General features: G+C 69.9%; 17 protein-coding genes and 1 riboswitch. Of the genes, 8 read left to right on the top strand and 9 right to left on the bottom strand.

Annotation, left to right across the window (positions count from 1 at the left end; translation table 11 throughout):
* Positions 1 to 257: 257 nt before the first annotated feature.
* From ACIHAX_RS08690 to ACIHAX_RS08680, 3 genes are all read right to left on the bottom strand, one after another.
* Positions 258 to 785: a hypothetical protein gene (locus ACIHAX_RS08690; protein WP_397276608.1), complete on the bottom strand. Its 528-nt coding sequence runs from the start codon at positions 783 to 785 to the stop codon at positions 258 to 260.
* Between the two features lie 483 nt (positions 786 to 1268).
* Positions 1269 to 1973 carry an endonuclease/exonuclease/phosphatase family protein gene (locus ACIHAX_RS08685; protein ID WP_355079312.1) on the bottom strand — a complete coding sequence of 235 codons (705 nt, stop codon included), beginning with the start codon at positions 1971 to 1973 and terminating at the stop codon, positions 1269 to 1271.
* A 74-nt stretch (positions 1974 to 2047) separates the two neighbouring features.
* On the bottom strand, positions 2048 to 2677 hold the full coding sequence (locus ACIHAX_RS08680; protein WP_356968413.1) for a TetR family transcriptional regulator: 630 nt from the start codon (positions 2675 to 2677) through the stop codon (positions 2048 to 2050).
* A 118-nt stretch (positions 2678 to 2795) separates the two neighbouring features.
* Here ACIHAX_RS08680 and ACIHAX_RS08675 point away from each other — a divergent pair, with 118 nt between their 5' ends.
* The gene (locus tag ACIHAX_RS08675) at positions 2796 to 3932 is read left to right on the top strand and encodes a lipase family protein (protein ID WP_397276605.1); all 1137 of its coding nucleotides are present in this window, start codon (positions 2796 to 2798) and stop codon (positions 3930 to 3932) included.
* A 20-nt stretch (positions 3933 to 3952) separates the two neighbouring features.
* Here ACIHAX_RS08675 and ACIHAX_RS08670 read toward each other — a convergent pair whose 3' ends face one another.
* Positions 3953 to 5428: an MFS transporter gene (locus ACIHAX_RS08670; RefSeq protein ID WP_397276603.1), complete on the bottom strand. Its 1476-nt coding sequence runs from the start codon at positions 5426 to 5428 to the stop codon at positions 3953 to 3955.
* A 115-nt stretch (positions 5429 to 5543) separates the two neighbouring features.
* On the opposite strand from ACIHAX_RS08670, the gene ACIHAX_RS08665 reads away from it, so the two are divergent.
* From ACIHAX_RS08665 to ACIHAX_RS08640, 6 genes are all read left to right on the top strand, one after another.
* Positions 5544 to 5993, top strand: a complete 450-nt coding sequence (locus tag ACIHAX_RS08665) for a MarR family winged helix-turn-helix transcriptional regulator (RefSeq protein WP_356968407.1) — start codon at positions 5544 to 5546, stop codon at positions 5991 to 5993.
* A gap of 84 nt (positions 5994 to 6077) precedes the next feature.
* Positions 6078 to 6773: a response regulator transcription factor gene (locus tag ACIHAX_RS08660; RefSeq protein ID WP_364435507.1), complete on the top strand. Its 696-nt coding sequence runs from the start codon at positions 6078 to 6080 to the stop codon at positions 6771 to 6773.
* Positions 6770 to 7870, top strand: coding sequence for an ATP-binding protein (locus ACIHAX_RS08655; protein WP_397276601.1), 1101 nt, complete (start codon positions 6770 to 6772; stop codon positions 7868 to 7870). Before ACIHAX_RS08660 ends, ACIHAX_RS08655 begins: the two co-directional genes overlap by 4 nt.
* Positions 7871 to 8043: 173 nt before the next feature.
* Positions 8044 to 9627 (top strand): DUF4153 domain-containing protein, encoded by a 1584-nt coding sequence (locus ACIHAX_RS08650; protein WP_397276599.1) that lies wholly within the window; start codon positions 8044 to 8046, stop codon positions 9625 to 9627.
* A 34-nt stretch (positions 9628 to 9661) separates the two neighbouring features.
* A complete protein-coding gene (locus ACIHAX_RS08645; protein WP_355079297.1) occupies positions 9662 to 9940 on the top strand; it encodes a hypothetical protein in 279 nt (92 codons plus the stop codon).
* Positions 9933 to 10256, top strand: coding sequence for a CopG family transcriptional regulator (locus ACIHAX_RS08640; RefSeq protein ID WP_356968399.1), 324 nt, complete (start codon positions 9933 to 9935; stop codon positions 10254 to 10256). The genes ACIHAX_RS08645 and ACIHAX_RS08640 overlap by 8 nt, the downstream gene beginning before the upstream one ends.
* On the opposite strand, the gene ACIHAX_RS08635 is transcribed toward ACIHAX_RS08640, so the two are convergent.
* From ACIHAX_RS08635 to ACIHAX_RS08615, 5 genes are all read right to left on the bottom strand, one after another.
* Positions 10253 to 11698, bottom strand: coding sequence for an alpha/beta fold hydrolase (locus ACIHAX_RS08635; RefSeq protein WP_397276596.1), 1446 nt, complete (start codon positions 11696 to 11698; stop codon positions 10253 to 10255). The two genes, ACIHAX_RS08640 and ACIHAX_RS08635, sit on opposite strands and share 4 nt — an antisense overlap.
* A 333-nt stretch (positions 11699 to 12031) precedes the next feature.
* On the bottom strand, positions 12032 to 12538 hold the full coding sequence (locus tag ACIHAX_RS08630; RefSeq protein WP_397276594.1) for an LOG family protein: 507 nt from the start codon (positions 12536 to 12538) through the stop codon (positions 12032 to 12034).
* Entirely contained in the window at positions 12535 to 13368 is an 834-nt protein-coding gene (locus ACIHAX_RS08625) for a DUF72 domain-containing protein (protein ID WP_397276592.1), read from the bottom strand. Before ACIHAX_RS08625 ends, ACIHAX_RS08630 begins: the two co-directional genes overlap by 4 nt.
* Before the next feature lie 21 nt (positions 13369 to 13389).
* Complete coding sequence (locus ACIHAX_RS08620) at positions 13390 to 14754, bottom strand: cytosine permease (protein ID WP_355079287.1); 1365 nt, start codon at positions 14752 to 14754, stop codon at positions 13390 to 13392.
* Positions 14751 to 14865: riboswitch (TPP riboswitch) on the bottom strand. Its footprint overlaps the gene before it by 4 nt.
* 231 nt (positions 14866 to 15096) lie before the next feature.
* A complete protein-coding gene (locus ACIHAX_RS08615; protein WP_355079285.1) occupies positions 15097 to 15492 on the bottom strand; it encodes a hypothetical protein in 396 nt (131 codons plus the stop codon).
* A 484-nt stretch (positions 15493 to 15976) separates the two neighbouring features.
* Between ACIHAX_RS08615 and ACIHAX_RS08610 the strand changes: the two genes are divergently transcribed.
* On the top strand, positions 15977 to 17233 hold the full coding sequence (locus tag ACIHAX_RS08610) for a cytochrome P450 (protein WP_397276589.1): 1257 nt from the start codon (positions 15977 to 15979) through the stop codon (positions 17231 to 17233).
* The last annotated feature ends 4 nt before the right edge of the window (positions 17234 to 17237 follow it).

The following is a 17237-nucleotide window of genomic DNA, read 5'->3' as shown; positions in this document are numbered from 1 at the left end:
GCCCGCCGCGAGGAGGCCGGGCACCGAGTCGGCGGCAGCCGATCTGGCCCTGAAGCCGCACTGCGAGTCGCCGAAAACGCCCGCTTCGCAACCGGGTTCACGGCGAGTCGATTCTCCGGCGCTGTACCGCCGTGATATCCGAGGTCGGAATGGCATTCGCGAGCCGGAGTGGGCAGGCATGATCCGAAGCGAATCGTGGGCAGGGTCGTCTCGCGCGGCCGGGTGCTCCGGCGATGCTCGTCGGCGCGATGTGGGGGTCAGCGGATCGGTGGCGGGCCGCGCAGGCCGGGGCCCGAACTCAGTAGCGGGCGGCGCGGATGGGGGAGAACATGCCCGGACGCGGGCGAGCCGATCCGGACCGGCGCGCTGGGGCCTTCACCGAGCACGCGCACCGTGCGGCGCACATCGGAAACCGCGCGCACGACAGCGTGTTCGGCGGCGCGGATGAATAGCGCGCCGAGCGGGACGGCCGCGAGATGCGTGCCGAGCATGACCGAGGTCGCGCCCGCGTCGTGGTGATGAGCAGCCGACAGGGTGGACGCGAAATGCGCGACGGCTTGCGCCACCGCCAGCGTGGCCATCATCTCGCCGAGCCCGTGCCGGTGGGGTCGCGCACCGGCCAGCACGCCGACCGCCGCGCACGCGGCGATCAGCAGGGCGATCGGCGCCGCGCCGGGTGCCATCGCACCGCCGCCGAGCGCGTGCGCGGCGATGCTCACCGCCCCGGCCGCGGATCCGACGAACGCGCCGCGCAGCCGCGCCGCCACTACCGTCGGATTACGCACCGACTCATACTACCGCCCGTCGTAGCGCGGGGAGGTGCCAGATCGGATGCCCGCGGACCCGCGTGCCGAACTCGACTCGACGGGTCCCGGCCACAGACCGGAGCCGAATCGTTCTGGCGTGGAGTATCTCTGCCGCGGGCGGGTGACGACGTTCGTCGTACGCGCCGAGGTCGTTCGTGCTGCCCGGAATTCGGGACCTGGGCGTGACCAGTCCGGGTGCTGTTGCGGCGCACGTGACACGGCAACGACTCACTGGGGTCGAAGACGCGCTGCTGCTGCGGAACCCGCTGTGTGCGCGGGAGATTTCGCGACCGCGGACATCCCGGCTCCCTCCCCGAACTCGCCGATCATGCCGTGGCATCCCCGCTTTCCGGAACTTCCGTTGCGACCTCCGGCACGGGTCGACCGGAATCGCCGCGGCACCGAACTCGTGGCCCGCCCGGCATCGGCAGTACGACGGCACCGACGCGGACCCCGGCCGACTCACACCATGACGCTCGCATGGACGAGATTGTGGTCGGACACCCCGCCGATGTCGTCGACCGACGCCGCCGTGACGGTCGCGCCGTGGACCACCACGTGGTCGATGTGCTGCGACTTCGTTCCCGAGGAACGCGGGCGGGTGGGCAGCCCACCCGCGACATGTTCGGCGACCATGAAGTGGTCACCCAACCCGGCGGCGACGGTGGCGCGGTCGATGTTGAAGTCACCCAGCAGCACCGCGGCGTCCTCCGGGGCATCGGTGGCGAGTTCGGCCAGGCGGGCGAGCTGGTCGGTGCGCCGCCGATCGCCGGTGACATGGGTGGCGATCACCGTCAGCCCGCCGACGTCGACGACGAGGGCGCCCTTGCCGTGGTCGTGCGCGAAGGATTCGGCGGTCACCTCCCTGCTCGGCTCCGCGGTGAGCACCACCAGGTACTCCCCGCCGTCGAGCAAGGAGCTGGGCATGCGCCGCGGCGTCGGCAACCGCTGGTACCGCATCGCGTGGAAGGTTCGATCCGGCAGCGCCATTCGCAGGCTGGCCAGTTGATCGCCGCTGACCTCCTGTAACGCGATGATCCGCTCGGTGCGTTCGGCCACCCGCGCGGTGACTTCGGCGATACGTGCGCCCTCGTCCGGCCAGCGGGTGGCGACGTCCTCGTACCAGTTCTCGGCGTGGACGCGATGCAGGACGTTCCAAGTGGCCACCGTGATCACCTTCGCGATGGTATGCGACCGATTGAAACAGGTTGCGGCGCGGGCTGTGCCGATCCGGCGCGCGTTCAGCCGGCGCCCTGGATGTCGATGCCCCGCTGGAGCGACGCGATCGCGCGATCGAGGACCCGGTGCAAGGCCGGGATCGAGTGGTCCGCTCCCATCATCCAGTGATCGAGGCCGACACCGAAGGCCGCGAAACAGGCCGCGGCAGTGAGCTGCGGTCGCAGGTCATCGGCGGGAAGCCCGGCGCGGGCGGCGAAGTTCAGCGCCATCGCGCGCTGGCGTCCCAGCGCCCCGATGAAGTTCTCCCGGCGCAATTCCGGATTGCCGACCAGCAGCTGCCTGGCTCGGCGCGCGGTCTCCGCCTGGCGGTCACGCGACGGTGCGTCCCGCTCGTCGAGCAAGAAGTCGCGCAGCGCCGCGCGCACCGCGGTCAGCACCGATTCGCTCGCCGGGCGTCGGTCGACGGCGGCGAGCAACTGGGCCATGAGGTCTTCCTCGTGGCTGAACACCACCGCGAGCTTCGACGGAAAATGACGGTGGAAGGTCCGCCGGGAGACCTGTACCGCGTCGGCGATCTGCTGCACGGTGGTCTGCTCGAACCCATGCAGCTCGAACAGCCGCAGCGCCGCGTCGACCAATTCCCGCCGCACCCGCGCCTTCTCGCGGTCGCGTGGACCGTTCACACCCGTCATGCCCCGCATTCTCTCTCGGCGATGTCGTCCCTATTGGTGTCTCAAAGTGACACATTAGCCGAAAATCGGGCTACAGTGTCTCGACGAGACACCAAATTGAGAACCGAGAGGTGGCGCCATGTCGGTGCGACGTGCAGGAATCACCGTGGCCGCGGCCGCATTGCTTTTCGCGGGTCCGCCGGTGGGGGCGGCCGTGGCCGACCCCACGGGGCCGGGCGCGGCTCCGGGTGCGGTCGCCAGCGACGAGGCGCTGCCCGGACAGCTCTGGATCGAGGGCGCGGGCGCGGCCCGCCGTCTGACGTATTGGACCAGGACCTCCGATGACCGGTCGGCGCTGGCCGGTGGTGCGGTCTTCGTTCCGGCGGGGACGCCGCCGAGCGGTGGCTGGCCGGTGCTGTCCTGGGAGCACGGGACGGTCGGCCTCGCCGACGAATGCGCGCCGTCGACCGCCGGCCGCAGCAAGCGCGACCTGGATTACCTGGCGACCTGGTTGCGCCAGGGCTACGCCGTCGTCGCGACCGACTACATCGGTCTGGGCACCCCGGGGCCGCACGCGTATCTGGACGGACGCGCCGAGGCGCACGCCGGGATCGACATGGTGCGCGCGGCCCGCGCCGTCGAGGATTCGTTGTCGTCGAAATGGGTGGCCATCGGGCAGTCGCAGGGTGGCGGAGCCGCGGTGTTCACCGCCTCGCTGGCCACGGCGTACGCCCCTGAACTGGACTATCGCGGCGCGGTCGCCACCGGCCCCGCCTCCAATGTCGTCGAGGCCGCCTCGTTCCTCGGGCCCGACGCCCCTCCGATCGACAATTCGCACCTCACCGCCTATATCGCGTATGTCATGAACGGACTGCGGGCGGCGCGACCGGGCTTCGATCTCGACAGTTACCTCAGCCCGGTCGGCAAGCAATTGGCCACCGCCGCGGAATCGCTGTGCTTCCAGCCGCTGGCCGAGCGGGCGCAAGGGATCTCGGTCAACCGGTTGTTCTCGCGCCCGCTGGCGGACGGCGATTTCGTCGCCACCGCCCGCTCCGTCATGGACGTTCCGCTCACGGGCTACGACCGGCCGCTGTTCATCGGGCAGGGCACCAACGACACCGACGTCCCGGCTCCCCTGACCGCGAAGCTGGTCACCGATCTGGAATCGCACGGCGTCCGGCCCGAGGTCCACGTGTATCCGGGCAAGGATCACAGCGCCACGATGGCCGCTTCGCTGTCCGACAGCATTCCGTTCGTCGCCCGCCTGTTCGCCTGACCCCGCGCGGGCCGCGGCGCTCAGGCGCGCGCGGCCGCGGGCTCGGGGTCGGCCTCCGGCAGCGTCGCGGCAGACTTGCGAACCGGAATGGCCAGCGCGATCAGCGCCGCCAGCACCGCGACGCCGCAACCGATCAGCAATCCGGTGCGGAAGCCGGCCTCGGTGGGGATGGTGTGCCCACCGAGGCGGGTGCTCATCTGCGCGAGGACGACGCCGACGACCGCGGCCGACACCGTGGTGCCGATCGAGCGCATCAAGGTGTTGAAGCTGTTGGCCGACGCGGTTTCCGACAGCGGGACCGCGCCCATGATGAGCGCGGGCATCGAGCCGTAAGCGAGGCCGACGCCACCGCTGCACACGCAGGTCACGACGAGTAGCCCCCAGGTCGACCCCATCAGCACGACCGACGAACCGTATCCGAGGGCGATCACCGAGCTGCCGACGGCGAGCGTCACCTTCGGCCCGCGCGCGGCCGACAGCCGGGCGCCGAGCGGGGAGACCGCCATCATCACCAGGCCGGCGGGAGCCATCCACAATCCCATCGCCAGCATGGACTGCCCGAGGCCGTACCCGGTGACCACCGGCAGTTGCAGCAGCTGCGGGATGATCAAAGACTGCGCGTACATGGCGAACCCGACCACGATCGAGGCCGCGTTGGTCAGCAGGACCTGCGTGCGCGCGGTCACGCGCAGGTCGACCAGCGGGTCCGCGGTACGCAGTTCCCACCAGCCCCACACCGCGAGGACCAGGACCGCGACCGCGAACAGGCCGAGGATGGTTCCGCTCGTCCAGCCCCAATCGGCGCCCTTGGACACCGCGAGCAACAGGCACACCAGCGCCGTGCCGAGACCGAGTGCGCCGGGAACGTCGAAACCGCCGCCGCCGCGTGCCGGGATGGCGGGCACCAGCAGCCAGATCAGCGTGGCGACACCAGCGCTCAGCACCGCCGAGCCCCAGAACAACACGCGCCAGCTGGCGTTCTCGGCCACCGCCGCGGCCAGCGGAAGACCCAGCGCGCCACCGATTCCCATCGACGCGCTCATCACCGCGATGGACGTGCCGAGTCGTTCGGCGGCCAGGACGTCCCGCAACGCGCTGATGCCGAGCGGGACGACACCCATGCCGATGCCCTGCAGGCCGCGACCGGCGATCATCGGCACCACCGAACTCGCCAGCGCGCAGACCAGCGATCCGGCGATGAGCGGAACCGTGCACGCCAGCAGCATGCGGCGCTTGCCGTAGAGATCGCCGAGGCGTCCGGTGATCGGGGTGGCCACCGCGCCGGCGAGCAGCGTCGCCGTGATCACCCAGGACGCGTTGGACGGTGTGGTGTCCAGGATCCGGGGCAGGTCCCCGATCAACGGCACCACCAGGGTTTGCATCAGTGCGGCGACGATGCCTGCCGCCGCGAGTACGCCGACGATGCCCTCGGACCGAGCTGCCGATGGTGCTGCCACGCGGGTCTCCCTCTCTTGCGATTCTTGTGCACAGTACATACGAATTGCATGATGCACAAGAGTTGTACTATGCAAATGTGCTGGTCGGGCCGCGGGAGTGTGGTATAGGTGCGGAGATGAGCCCGTAGCTGGCGAATATCGGCAGGAGCGTTGTGTGGACAAGCCCGTATCTTCGGTGGAGTTCGAGACCATGCTGCTGGGGCGGCACAGCCTCAGCGCCAAGGCCCGCCGGGGGCGTGGCCACCTCGACCGCAGCGCCTACACGGTGCTGAGCAGGCTGCGGGTACAGGGCCCGATGTCCGTGGGAGAACTCAGCGATGCCTTCGGCCTGGACACTTCGACGCTGCACCGGCAGACCACCGCCATGCGCGGAGCCGGTCTGATCGAACGTATTCCGGATCCGGACGGCGGCATGGCGCGCAAATTCCGGATCACCGCCGAGGGCGGGCGCCAGCTCGACGCCGAACGCGCCTACAACGTCCGCGCTCTCGAAAACGTCCTGGCGAACTGGACGGCGCAGGACATCGCCGCGTTCGCCGAATTCCTGAAGCGGTTCAACACCGACATCGAACGCATCGACAAGCGTCCGTGGCCCCGGCCCTGAACGCGGGCGCGCCCGCGCGGATGCACACGAAATCTCCACAATCGAGCCCGGATCTCTCCACAGCCGGTGGCTAGGGTTCGGTGCATGGAACACAGCGCACCGGCGCAGGCCGCACGGCGGATCCTGGTGGTGGACGACGAGATGACCATCGCCGAATCCGTCGCGGCTCGCCTGCGGGCGGAGGGGTACACCGTCGACCTGGCGCACGACGGTCCCTCGGCCGTCGCCGCCGCCGAGGCCGTCGGACCGGACCTCGTGGTGCTCGACGTCATGCTGCCGGGGTTCGACGGATTGGAGGTGTGCCGCCGTATTCAGGCGCGCCGCCCGGTGCCCGTACTCATGCTCACCGCGCGCGCCGAGGAAACCGACCAGCTCGTCGGGTTGGGTGTCGGCGCGGACGACTACCTCACGAAACCTTTCTCACTGCGCGTGCTCGCGGCCCGGGTGCACGCGCTGCTGCGCCGGCTGGACCGGGCCGCCGACCGCGGCGGCGCGACGATCCTGGTCGGTGATCTGCGAATCGACGTCGACCAGCGCCGGGTCTGGCGCGCGGACGTCGAGGCCCTGCTCACGCCATTGGAATTCGATCTGCTGGCCCGGCTGGCCCGCCGCCCGCGCATGGTGCTCGCGCGCGAGCGGCTGCTCGAAGACGTCTGGGACTGGTCCGACGCGGCGGGCACCCGCGCGGTCGACAGCCACATCAAGGCGTTGCGTCGCAAACTCGGCGCCGACCTGATCCGCACCGTGCGCGGCGTCGGGTACGCCCTGGATGCCCGATGAGTACCGAACCCGAGAGCGCACCGGAGGTGGAACGCGAAATACCCGTCGGGGGAGCGGAATACGGCGAACGGCGGTGGGTGCGCCGAGCGAGCGATCGGATCGCCGAGCTGCTGCCCCGGCCGCTGGACCCGGTGAAGTCGATCAAGCTGAAGCTCGCCATCCTCATGCTGTGCTCCGGCGGGGTCGCGTTCGGATTCTTCCGGTTCAAGATCGGATGGCTGCCCCCGCGCACCACGCTCACCGCGGTGGTGATCGCGCTGCTCACTTCGCAGTTCCTCGCCCACGGCATCACCAGGCCGCTGCGCGAGATGACCGCGGCGGCGAAACGGATGGCCCACGGCGACTACACCCTGCGGGTGCGGGCGAGTTCCCGGGACGAAGTCGGGCAACTGGCCGAGGCGTTCAACCAGATGGCGGCCGACCTCGCGGCGGCCGACCGGCAACGCCGCGACCTGATCGCCAACGTCTCGCACGAATTGCGCACGCCCATCACCGCTTTGCAGGCGGTACTGGAGAACCTCGTCGACGGCGTCTCCCAACCCGACCCGGCGACCCTGCGCACCGCACTGGCCCAAACCGAACGGCTCACCCTGCTGGTGTCCGAATTGCTCGATCTCTCCAGCATCGAAGCGGGCGCCTTCCCGCTCGACCGCGAGGAGTTGCCGATCGCGCCGCTGCTGGCCGACGTCGTCGCCGAAGCGGAGGTCATGACCGCCGCGCTCGGGCGTGGCGTGCGATTCCGCACCGACGTGCTGCCCCGCGCCGCCCGCGTGTACGCCGACCGTGCGCGTCTGCACCAAGTACTGCTCAATCTGCTCGACAACGCCGCCCGCCACGGACCTGCGGGCGGGGAAGTCCGCGTGGCCGTGCGTGTCTCGCAAGGCGAGGCCGTCATCGACGTCGACGACGACGGCCCCGGCATCCCGCACGCCGAACGCGCCCGGGTATTCGACCGGTTCACCAGGGGCGGCCGGACCACGGGCGGCGGCACCGGGCTCGGTCTCGCCATCGCCCGCTGGGTGGTCGACCTGCACGGCGGCACCATCGCGGTCGCCGAGCCGGGCTCCCGTATCCGGGTCGTTCTGCCCGGGCGCTGACCTGCCACTCATCCGACCCGGACCACCAGAACGGTTCCGGGGTGGATTCCGCACGCCTATCGAAGGGACGAACCATGCCTCCCGAACCCGAATCCGCCTCGACGGCCGAACCCGAGGCCTCTGCTGCGTCGAGCACCGAATCCATCTCTGCCGCAATCAGTTCCGGCACTGCGATGGTCGATCCACCGGTCGCCGGATCGGACATGCGGGCGGCAGGCATCGCCGCTGCGGGTACACCGACCGGCGGATCCGCCCAGCCCTGCCCGGGCGGCCCGACCGCGTGGCAGCGGCCACCCAAGTGGCGGCGTGTGGTCTGTCCTCCCGGGGTGGTGCCTGCCGCGCTCGTCTCCGGTCTGGCGGCGGCGATCCTCGTCCACTGGGACCGGCCAGGCATCGGCTGGGTTCTCGCCGCCGCGGTCGCGGCGACGGCGGTCGTCCTCGTCGACCGGAACGCCCGCAGGGCCGTGGCGAGCACGACGAAAGACAGCACAGGGGACGCGGAACAAGCGGCCGAACGATCGGCGGCGACATCGCATTACGCGCGAAGAGCGCGGTTCGCGGGACGCGCGTGGTGGGCGACGCTCGCGCTCGCCCTGCTCGCGGTAGGCGCCGTCCGCGCCGCGGGCTGGCTGTTCGCCTTGTGCGTGCTCGCGGCGTGTGTCGCCGGTTCACTGGCGGTCGTGGGACGCCGCTCGGCGAACGGCATCCTCTACGACACCCTGGCGCTCGGCCTGGAGGCGGTCTCCGCCGTGCCGTGGGTGTACGCCGGTACCGCCAGGGTGCGCGGTTCGCACACGCCGCGGGCCCGGCGGCTCGGGCTGTCGGTTGCGGTGACCGTCGCGCTGCTCGCGGTCTTCGTTCCGCTGCTCGGCAGCGCCGACGCGATGTTCGCCGCGCTGCTCGAGACCGTGACGCCGGACCTGGACATCCCCTCGGTGGTGCGGTGGATCGTCCTGTTCGCGGTGGTCGCGCTCGGTGCGGTCAGTGCCTTGTTCGTGCTCGCGGGCCCGCCGCCGCCTGCCACCGCGCGCGCGGGTGGGCGAACACTGCGCCGTTCGGAATGGGCACTGCCGGTCGGTGCGCTCGCGATCCTGTTCGCGGCCTTCGTCGTGACCCAGTTCGTCGTGCTGTTCGGCGGCGACGAGCATGTCCGGAAGACGTCGGGCTTGACCTACGCCGAGTACGCCCGCACCGGCTTCTGGCAGCTGTCGGCCGTCACCGTCCTGACACTCGCGGTGCTCGTTGTCGTGTTGCGCTGGGCGGCCCAGGACACGCCCGCCGACCGGTGGTGGCTGCGCGGTCTGCTCACGGCGGTGAGCCTGCTGGCGCTGGTGATCGTCGCCTCGGCGCTCGGCCGGATGTGGACCTATCAGCGGGCCTACGGCTTCACGGTGTTGCGCCTGCTGGTGGAAGTCTGTGAACTGTGGCTCGGCCTGGTCTACGTTCTGGTCCTGGTCGCGGTGCTGCGACTGCGCCGGGCATGGTTGCCGCGCGCCGTGCTCGGCACCGCCATGGCGACCTTGCTGGCGCTGGCCGTGGTGGACCCGGAGCGACTCATCGCCGAGGAGAACATCGATCGCTGGCAGCGGGGCAAAGCGCTGGACACCGAATACCTGGTGACGCTGTCGCCGGACATCATGCCCGCGACCGAACGGCTGCCCGAGCCGCTGCGTGCGGACGTACGTGCCAGGTTGCGCGCCGACCTGGGCGAGGACAGCTGGCAGAGCTGGAATCTGTCCCGGGCGAGAGCGCGGTGAGCTTCCTTGTAATACACTTGTATTATCGCTGATCGTGGGTTATAACTGGCCTGAGTGGGCACTGTTGTCGCTGGTGGGAATCGACCCGCGTGAAGTGCTGCAGGTGCTCATGGGCGCCCGCCGATGGCCTCGGCAGGCGCACGGCCGGAACGAGCTCGCGGTCCTGACGGTGTGGGGCCGGACCGAGGCGGGCCGGCCGCTCATCGTCGCTGTCCGCCGCACCGAAGGCTGGCAGTGGGACATCCTGGGCGCGGTCGAGATGACCGAGGCCCAGGTGGCCGAACTCGAGCGTTGGGAGCACACCGATGACTGACTATCCGACGAACCCGGAGGCCGTCCGGGACTTCCTCTCCGGTCTGGAATACAGTGACGCGCCGGTCGACGCGGCCGAGCTGCCCCCGCCGTTGCGCGCCGAGGACACGGTCACCGTCACCACGTCGCTGCGCATCCCACTGGAATTGCACCAGCGGGTCAAAAAGGCCGCCGAGCAGCGCAACGTGACCATGTCCGCGCTCATCCGCGACTGGATCGAACTGGAACTGGCCGCCCTGGAGAACGACCAGCCCATCTCACGCGCCGACGCCCTGCGGGCGCTGGCCGCCCTGCATCCCCTGCGCCAGTCGGCTTAGTCCGCGGCGGCTGGTGTGTCGCGGGTCAGGACGCGATCGAGTTGCGCGGCGAACTCGTCGGCGGCCATGCGATAGCCGACGTGGTCGCCCGCGAACTCGACAAGTTCCAGGCCGAGTTCCTTCGCGAGTACGGCGTTCGGAAGTCCGGGAAAGGTGTCTCTCGATTCGCGTCCGACGCCGAGTACCAGCCGGTCCGACGACGCGCGCAACGCCGCGAGATCCGGGGCGTACCGGGGATACTGTCTCAGCTCGTGTTCCATCCAGAAGACCAAGTTCTGCTGGATCCTGGTGACTGTCGCGACGGCTTCCGGCGGCAGCTGTTCGAGCGGGGGAAGCGGCGTGGGCCGCATGCCGATGCCCGCCGAGAACGCGGCCATGGCGGCGGAGGTGCCTTCGGTCTTGCTCTGCTCGTGAATGCTGTCCAGGAAGGCCAGCCACTTCTCGCCGTCGGGCAGCAGCGTGGCCAGCGGTGGTTCGTGCGCCACGAGTGTGCGCACCAGTTCCGGCCGGGCGCGCAGCAATTCGAGCGCCACGATCGCCCCGGAACTGCTACCGAGGACGTGGGCGGGCTGGTCGGTGAGGTGCGTGAGCAGCGTGGCGGCGTCCGTGCCGTCGGTGATCACGCGATCGTGCGGCGGTCCGTCGAGGGGGCTGCGAGTGAAGCCGCGCCGGTCGTAGGCGACCACGGTGTAGCGGTCGGCGAGCCGCTCGGCGACGGCGTCGAAGGATGCGGCGTCACCGTTGCCGCCGGGAATCAGCAGCAACAGCGGTCCGGTGCCGCGGATCTCGTAGTAGAGGGTCGCGCCGGGGACGGCGAGAGTGTGCTGGGTGGGGACATCCATCGGAAACGCTCCTGGGAGAAGGGACAACTGCCGCAACGCCTCCCGGATGACCGGTAGCGCGGGAACGGGTGGATCGGCATCGACCCATCGGTCGATGGCCACGCACAGCGCTGCCGTGAGAGCGCCGGCCATGATCCTCGGGAACATGTCGGCGTCGATCGGGCGGCCGGTGCGCTCGGCGATGGCTTCGGCCAGCGCGCCCTCGATCACCGCCTGGGATCTGCGGTACTCACCTTGCAGCAGCGGCGCTCGGGTGATCAGGCGAACGCCCGCGGTCCACGCGGGATCGGGTGGCTCGGCGTCGCGGAATTCCGCCAGCACGGCGTGGATCACCGCGGGCCACAGCGGCTCGGCGACCGGGCGGGCGCGCAGGTCGTCCGCGATCCGGCGGGCCCGGTCCACCGCCACCGAGCAGACGGCCTCGTACTTGCTCGCGAAGTAGTTGTTGAACGTCCGCGGCGACACCCCGGCCGCCGCGGCGATGTCCTCGACGAGAACGTTGTCCAGCCCCCGCTCCACGGCCAGTCGCAGCGCCGCGAAACCGAGCGCCTCACGGGTGGCGAGTTTCTTGCGTTCGCGCAAGCCGAGTACGAATGCCACGACTCCACGGTAGCGAAACTTGCGTGATGCGCAAGATTGCGTGATCGGAAAGATCTGGGAGAGCGCAGATCAGGCGTACCTCCGCCTTCGCTCCGGCCATGCGCGGGCTGAGGACGGACTACGTCCGACCGCACCCATCAGGCGATTCGGCAATCCGGAAAACTAGTCGCAGTGTCGCGCCGGCCACAGAGGCAATCGCAGCGCCGATTTTCGGCGCAGGGCGGTTGAGCCGAATTCACGCCTGGCGCAACGACCGTCCGCGGTGCATGCCGCCCGAGGCATGGTCGGCTCCTCTTGTGCACCGCGCCGTCCGCCCCGGATCGATCGGTGGCCTCAGGTCGGCTCGGCCGGTGCGGAATCGATCCCGTCCAGCGCCCGGCGCACCGCGTCGGCCGGATCGGCCGCGCCCACCGTGGCCGCCACCGGATGTCCATTCGCGTCGCGAATCTGCCAACCGCCCAGGGAGACAACCGGAATGCCACCACGCCTGCAGGCCAGCGCGACCTCCGACAGCGTGCCCCACGAACCGCCGATGACGATCACCGCGTCCGCCGACTCGACGAGGATCGCGTTGCGCGCCTCACCCATGTTCGTGAACAGCACCGCCGACAGCCCGGGACACACCGCGTCGCGGTCGGTGTCCGGACGCACGCCGATCACCAGTCCACCGACCTCGGCGGCACCGGTGGCGACCGCGGCCATCACCCCGGCCCCGCCGCCACACAAGACGGTGATCCCGGCCCGCGCCAAGAGTTCGCCGACCGCACGCGCCCACTCCGCTTCCTGTCGCGTGCACTCCCTGGGTCCGCACACCGCGACCTGCCGCGTCACCTTCGTCATCCCGCGGGCCATGGCGACACGAGCGACGCCAGGCGCTCCCGCAACGCCATCGCGTCGCGCGGTGCCCGCACTTTCGCGTCGTTGTCGAAATAGGTGTAGACGTCCAGCGATCCGGCCCACGAGCGGATCTTCTCCGCCCACATGTCCAAACCCTCGTCGGTGTATCCGCTGACGTAGAGCTCGTCGTGCCCGTGCAACCGGATGTAGACGAAGTCGGCGGTGACTTCTTCCAGCAGCGGATACTTGCCCGCCGCGTCGGCGACCACGAGGGCGACCTGGTGGCGGCCGAGCAGATCGGTGCAGGCCGGGGTCACGAAGCTGTCGTGCCGGACCTCCAGGGCGTGCCGCAACGGCCGGTCGGCGTCGGTGCTCGTATGCGCGGGATCGACGCGGTGATCGTGCCGCCGTGCGATCTCGGCGGCCTGCTCGGTGCTGCGCGGTAGCCCGGACAAGAAGGCGTCCAGCACATCGGCGTCGAAGCGGAAGGTCGGCGGCAGCTGCCACAGAATCGGCCCCAACTTGGGCCCGAGCGCCAGCGGGCCGGAAGCCAGGAAGTTGGCCAGCAGATCGTCTCCGTCGCGCAGCCGCTTCATGTGTGTGATGAACCGGCTGCCCTTCACCGCGAAGAGGAAGTCGTCCGGAGTCTGCTCCGCCCACTTCTGGTAGCTGGACGGGCGTTGCAGTGCGTAGAACGAGCCGTTGACCTCCACGCTGTCGAGCTGCTCCGAGAGATAGGCCAACTCGCGCTTGTGCGCCAGGCCCTGCGGATAGAACGTCCCGCGCCAGGGCGGGTAGACCCAGCCCGACGTGCCGATCCTGATCTGGCCCATGTCTCCATGGTGGCGCATTCGCTACGCCGATGCGGTCCTCGCCGCCACCTTGCCGACCAGCCAGGCCACCGCCAGCGCCGCCAGGAACGACAGCAGCGATGCGCTCATCCACGCCTGCGCGGTGAAATGCAGAGCCTGCCGAACCCGATCCCAGAACTCGGTCCACACTCCGGCGTCACCCGGGTTGATCAGTTGATACACCGCGAAGCCAGCCAGCCACGCGACCACCATGCCCCACCGCGCCGGCGCGTCGGGAGCGGTGTTCCACTCGCGGTGGGCCCGCAGGAAGAAGTCGGCGACCAGCACGCCGAGCAGCGGCACGAACACCGAACCGATGAGTCCGAGGAAGCCGAAATAGTTGCTCATGTCCAACCGCAGGGCCAGCACCGTGATCAGGGCGCCGAGGCCGATCGAGAGCACTCTGCGGTCGACGCGCGGCGCGAGGTTCTGGATCGACACGGCGGTGGAGTACACATTGGCGAACGATTGGTCCGCCTCCCGCAGCACGAAGACGAAGAAGAACAGCGCACCGAGGCTCACCTGCAGGAACGGTGCGTACGGCCCGCCTGCGCCGGTTGCCAGCGCCAGCGCGAACAGGCCGAGGACGTAGGCGATGATCTGGGTGAGCGCGTACGCGCCGCTGGCCGCGCCGAACGCCGAGCGGCCGGTGCGGGAGTGCCGGGTGTAGTCGGCGGCGACCGGAACCCACGAGATCGAGACGGCCAAGGCGGCATCGGTGGCGACCCAGAAGAGGTTCCAGTCGACGCCGAACGGCCCGCTCCCGCTCGGTCCAGGGTTCGCCCGCAGATCGGGCAGACCGGCGCGGAAGAACTGCGCGTAGAACCAGATCAGGGCGATCACGACACCGGCGGTCACGAACCTGCGCAGCAGACGGACCGAGCCCAGCGGCCATATCGTGAGGACGGTCGTGAGCAGGCCCGCGACCACCACGTAGAGCCAGTGCGGGCCGCCGCCGAACAACTCCCCGGCCGCGTCGCCGATGACGATCAGCTCGAATGTGCCCCAACCGATCAATTGCGCGATATTGAGGACGGTCGGCAGATAACTGAGTTTCGCGCCGAACAGTCCGCGCAGCAGCACCATGGCGGGTTGTCCGGTACGCGCGCCGGTCAGCGCGGCGGCGCCGAGCATCAGCCCGCCCACCAGGGTGCCGAGGACGGTCGCCAGGATGCCCGCCGCGATCGAGATCTGCGCCGCGCCCTCGGCATTCGGCGCGAGCACCGTGTACGCGCCGGAGAACGCGATGAGGCTGACGCCGAGATTGGCCCAGAACGCGCTCTGGTCCCAGAACGAGAGCACTTTCGGCGCGGGCTGGTCGAGGGTGAGCGGGGCTTCTTGCGCCGCGCTCGCGCGGGTCGACGACATGACGGAAACGCTCTCCCTACGCCGGCATTACCCGGACAGGTTCATGCGGTCGGCGACGCGTGCGGTCCGCCCTCTCAGCCCGGCCGTGCCCGAGCTCCCGCGGTGGGGTGATTCCGGCGAATAGTACACCCGCGCCAGTTTCGTGAGTTGGGAACGAGAACAAAGCGGCCCGAGGTCCGCGGCGCAGTGGCGAGTTCCTATGGCCCCGGATCGCTTCGCGCACTAAACCGACGAGCGGGTGCGCACCACCGCGTCGGCCCTTTGTCAGGGCATCTACGACGCAAACTGACCCCCGAGCGCCGCGCGGTCACGGGTCCGTCGCGGCGGCTGCCGACGCGCGGTTCAGCCCATGAGGAACGAGGCGGCGAACCACGCGAGCAGGACCAGCACCGCACCGACCAACGCGCCAGGGAACATCGCCCGTCCCTGCCGGGCCGCCAGCACCGACAGCAACGCGCCCAGGGCGAAGCCCACGATTCCGCCGCCGACCATGATCCAGACGCCCGCGCTGGTGTCGACCCGGCACTCCGGCTTGGACTCGCAGATGCCGCCCGCCATCAGGAACCACGGCGCGAGGATCGTCGACATCGCCGCCAGCGTCGCGGGCAGGAACCACAACAGCGCGCTGACGACGAGATCCGCGGTGCGCGGCGGCGTGACGGCACGGGTCTCGGGCTCGCGCGTGGGATAGCCGGAGGGGGTCGTGCTCTGGGACACCTGGTTCAGGTAACCGTGCATCGTTTCTCGCTATCGCTTGTCGGTGGAGTCGACCGGGCCGATGGAAGTTATACACCAGCCACTTGCACGTCGAAGTGCTTGTGCTCCCGGGAAAGCGGGCGCGCGGCCGGGCCGCCGTTTCGGAGCGGACGCGTCCGTCGGTCCTGCGTTCTGTAGCGAATACCCAGCGTCCCAGAGGGATTCGCGTGCCCGCGCGGCGCCGCCGGTGAACGTCCGTCGGTGGCCATGTCGGCCGGGCGAGGACGACCGTGCGTCGAGCCGTCTCGAATCAGGTTGCGGTGCAGCGGAGCAGTAGCATCATCGCAGGTCATGCGCGGCTACCGATGCCCGCGTTCTACCTACGCGACCATCCTGTGTGTCGATCCGCTGCGCGGTCGGGACGATGCGTCGCAGTGGTGCGCCGTATGGACCGGACGACGCCGCGACGATCCGCGCCGAGTGCGCCCGCGCTCGCCGTGCACGCTTCTACCGTGGGAGTGACGCGTTGACCACGTCCCGAGACCTCGATCGCACCGCGAATAACTCCGGCGTACACCATGGTTCGCCGATCGACCACGACATCGAGCGCGTATCGCTGTTTTCCCCGGAGTTCGCGTCCGATCCGCATGCCGCCTACCGCGACATGCGCGCCCGTTACGGTTCGATGGCGCCGGTCGAGCTCGCGCCGGGCGTGTCGGCGACCTTGGTACTGGGCTATCACACGGCCGTGCGAATCATGCACGATCCGGCCCACTTTCCCGCCGACCCGCGCGCCTGGCAGGCGAACGTCCCCACCGGCTGCCCGGTGCTGCCGGTGCTGGAGTGGCGCCCCAACGCCATGCGCAGCACGGGCGAGGAGCACGCGCGCTACCGCCAGGCGAACACCGCGAGCATCGATGCCGTCGATCTGCACGCCTTACACGAGACGGTGGAGCGGATCGCGGTCCCGCTGATCAACGCCTTCTGCGCGGCGGGCAGCGCCGATCTGGTGTCGCAGTATGCTTTTCCGCTCGCCTTCGAGGCGATCAACGCCATGCTGGGCTGCCCGCCGGAGATCGGGCAGGAAGTCGCCGCCGCGACCCGCGCCGTGTTCGACGGGGTGGACGCCGAGGAGGGCAATCGCCTGCTCGTCACCGCGCTGCTGCGGCTGCTCGAACTCAAGCGCGCCGAGCCCGGCCAGGACATCACGACGCGGCTGCTGCGGCATCCGGCCGGTTTGGACGACGCGGAGGTGATCCACCAGCTCGTCGTGCTCTACGGGGCGGGCATCGAACCGCTGCAGAACCTGATCATCAACACCCTGGTGCTGATCCTCACCGACGACCGGTTCGGCGGCGACGTCCTCGGCGGGAGCCTGGCCACCCGAGACGCCCTCGACGAGGTGTTGTTCACCGACCCGCCGATGGCGAATTTCTCGGTCACCTATCCGCGCCAGCCGATCCTGATCGACGACGTCTGGCTGCCCGCGCATCAGCCGGTCGTCATCAGCTTCGCCGCCTGCAACAACGATCCGGCGATCAGCGGGCACGACCACAGCGGCAACCGATCACATCTGGCCTGGGGCGCCGGGCCACACGCCTGTCCGGCCCGCAGCGCGGCCTACCTGATCGGCCAGGACGCGGTGGACCAGTTGCTGGACGCGCTGCCGGAACTGCGGCCCGCCGTGCCGGTGCACGAATTGACCTGGCGGCCGGGGCCTTTTCACCGCGCTCTGACCGCGCTGCCGGTCGTCTTTCCCGAAACGCCGCCCTGGCAATCCTGAATCC

It is taken from the genome of Nocardia sp. NPDC051929 (assembly GCF_044548645.1).
In the GTDB taxonomy this organism is placed as follows: domain Bacteria; phylum Actinomycetota; class Actinomycetes; order Mycobacteriales; family Mycobacteriaceae; genus Nocardia; species Nocardia sichangensis.
Note: the sequence above shows the minus strand (reverse complement) of the source record. Positions and strands in the feature narration are given on the sequence as shown.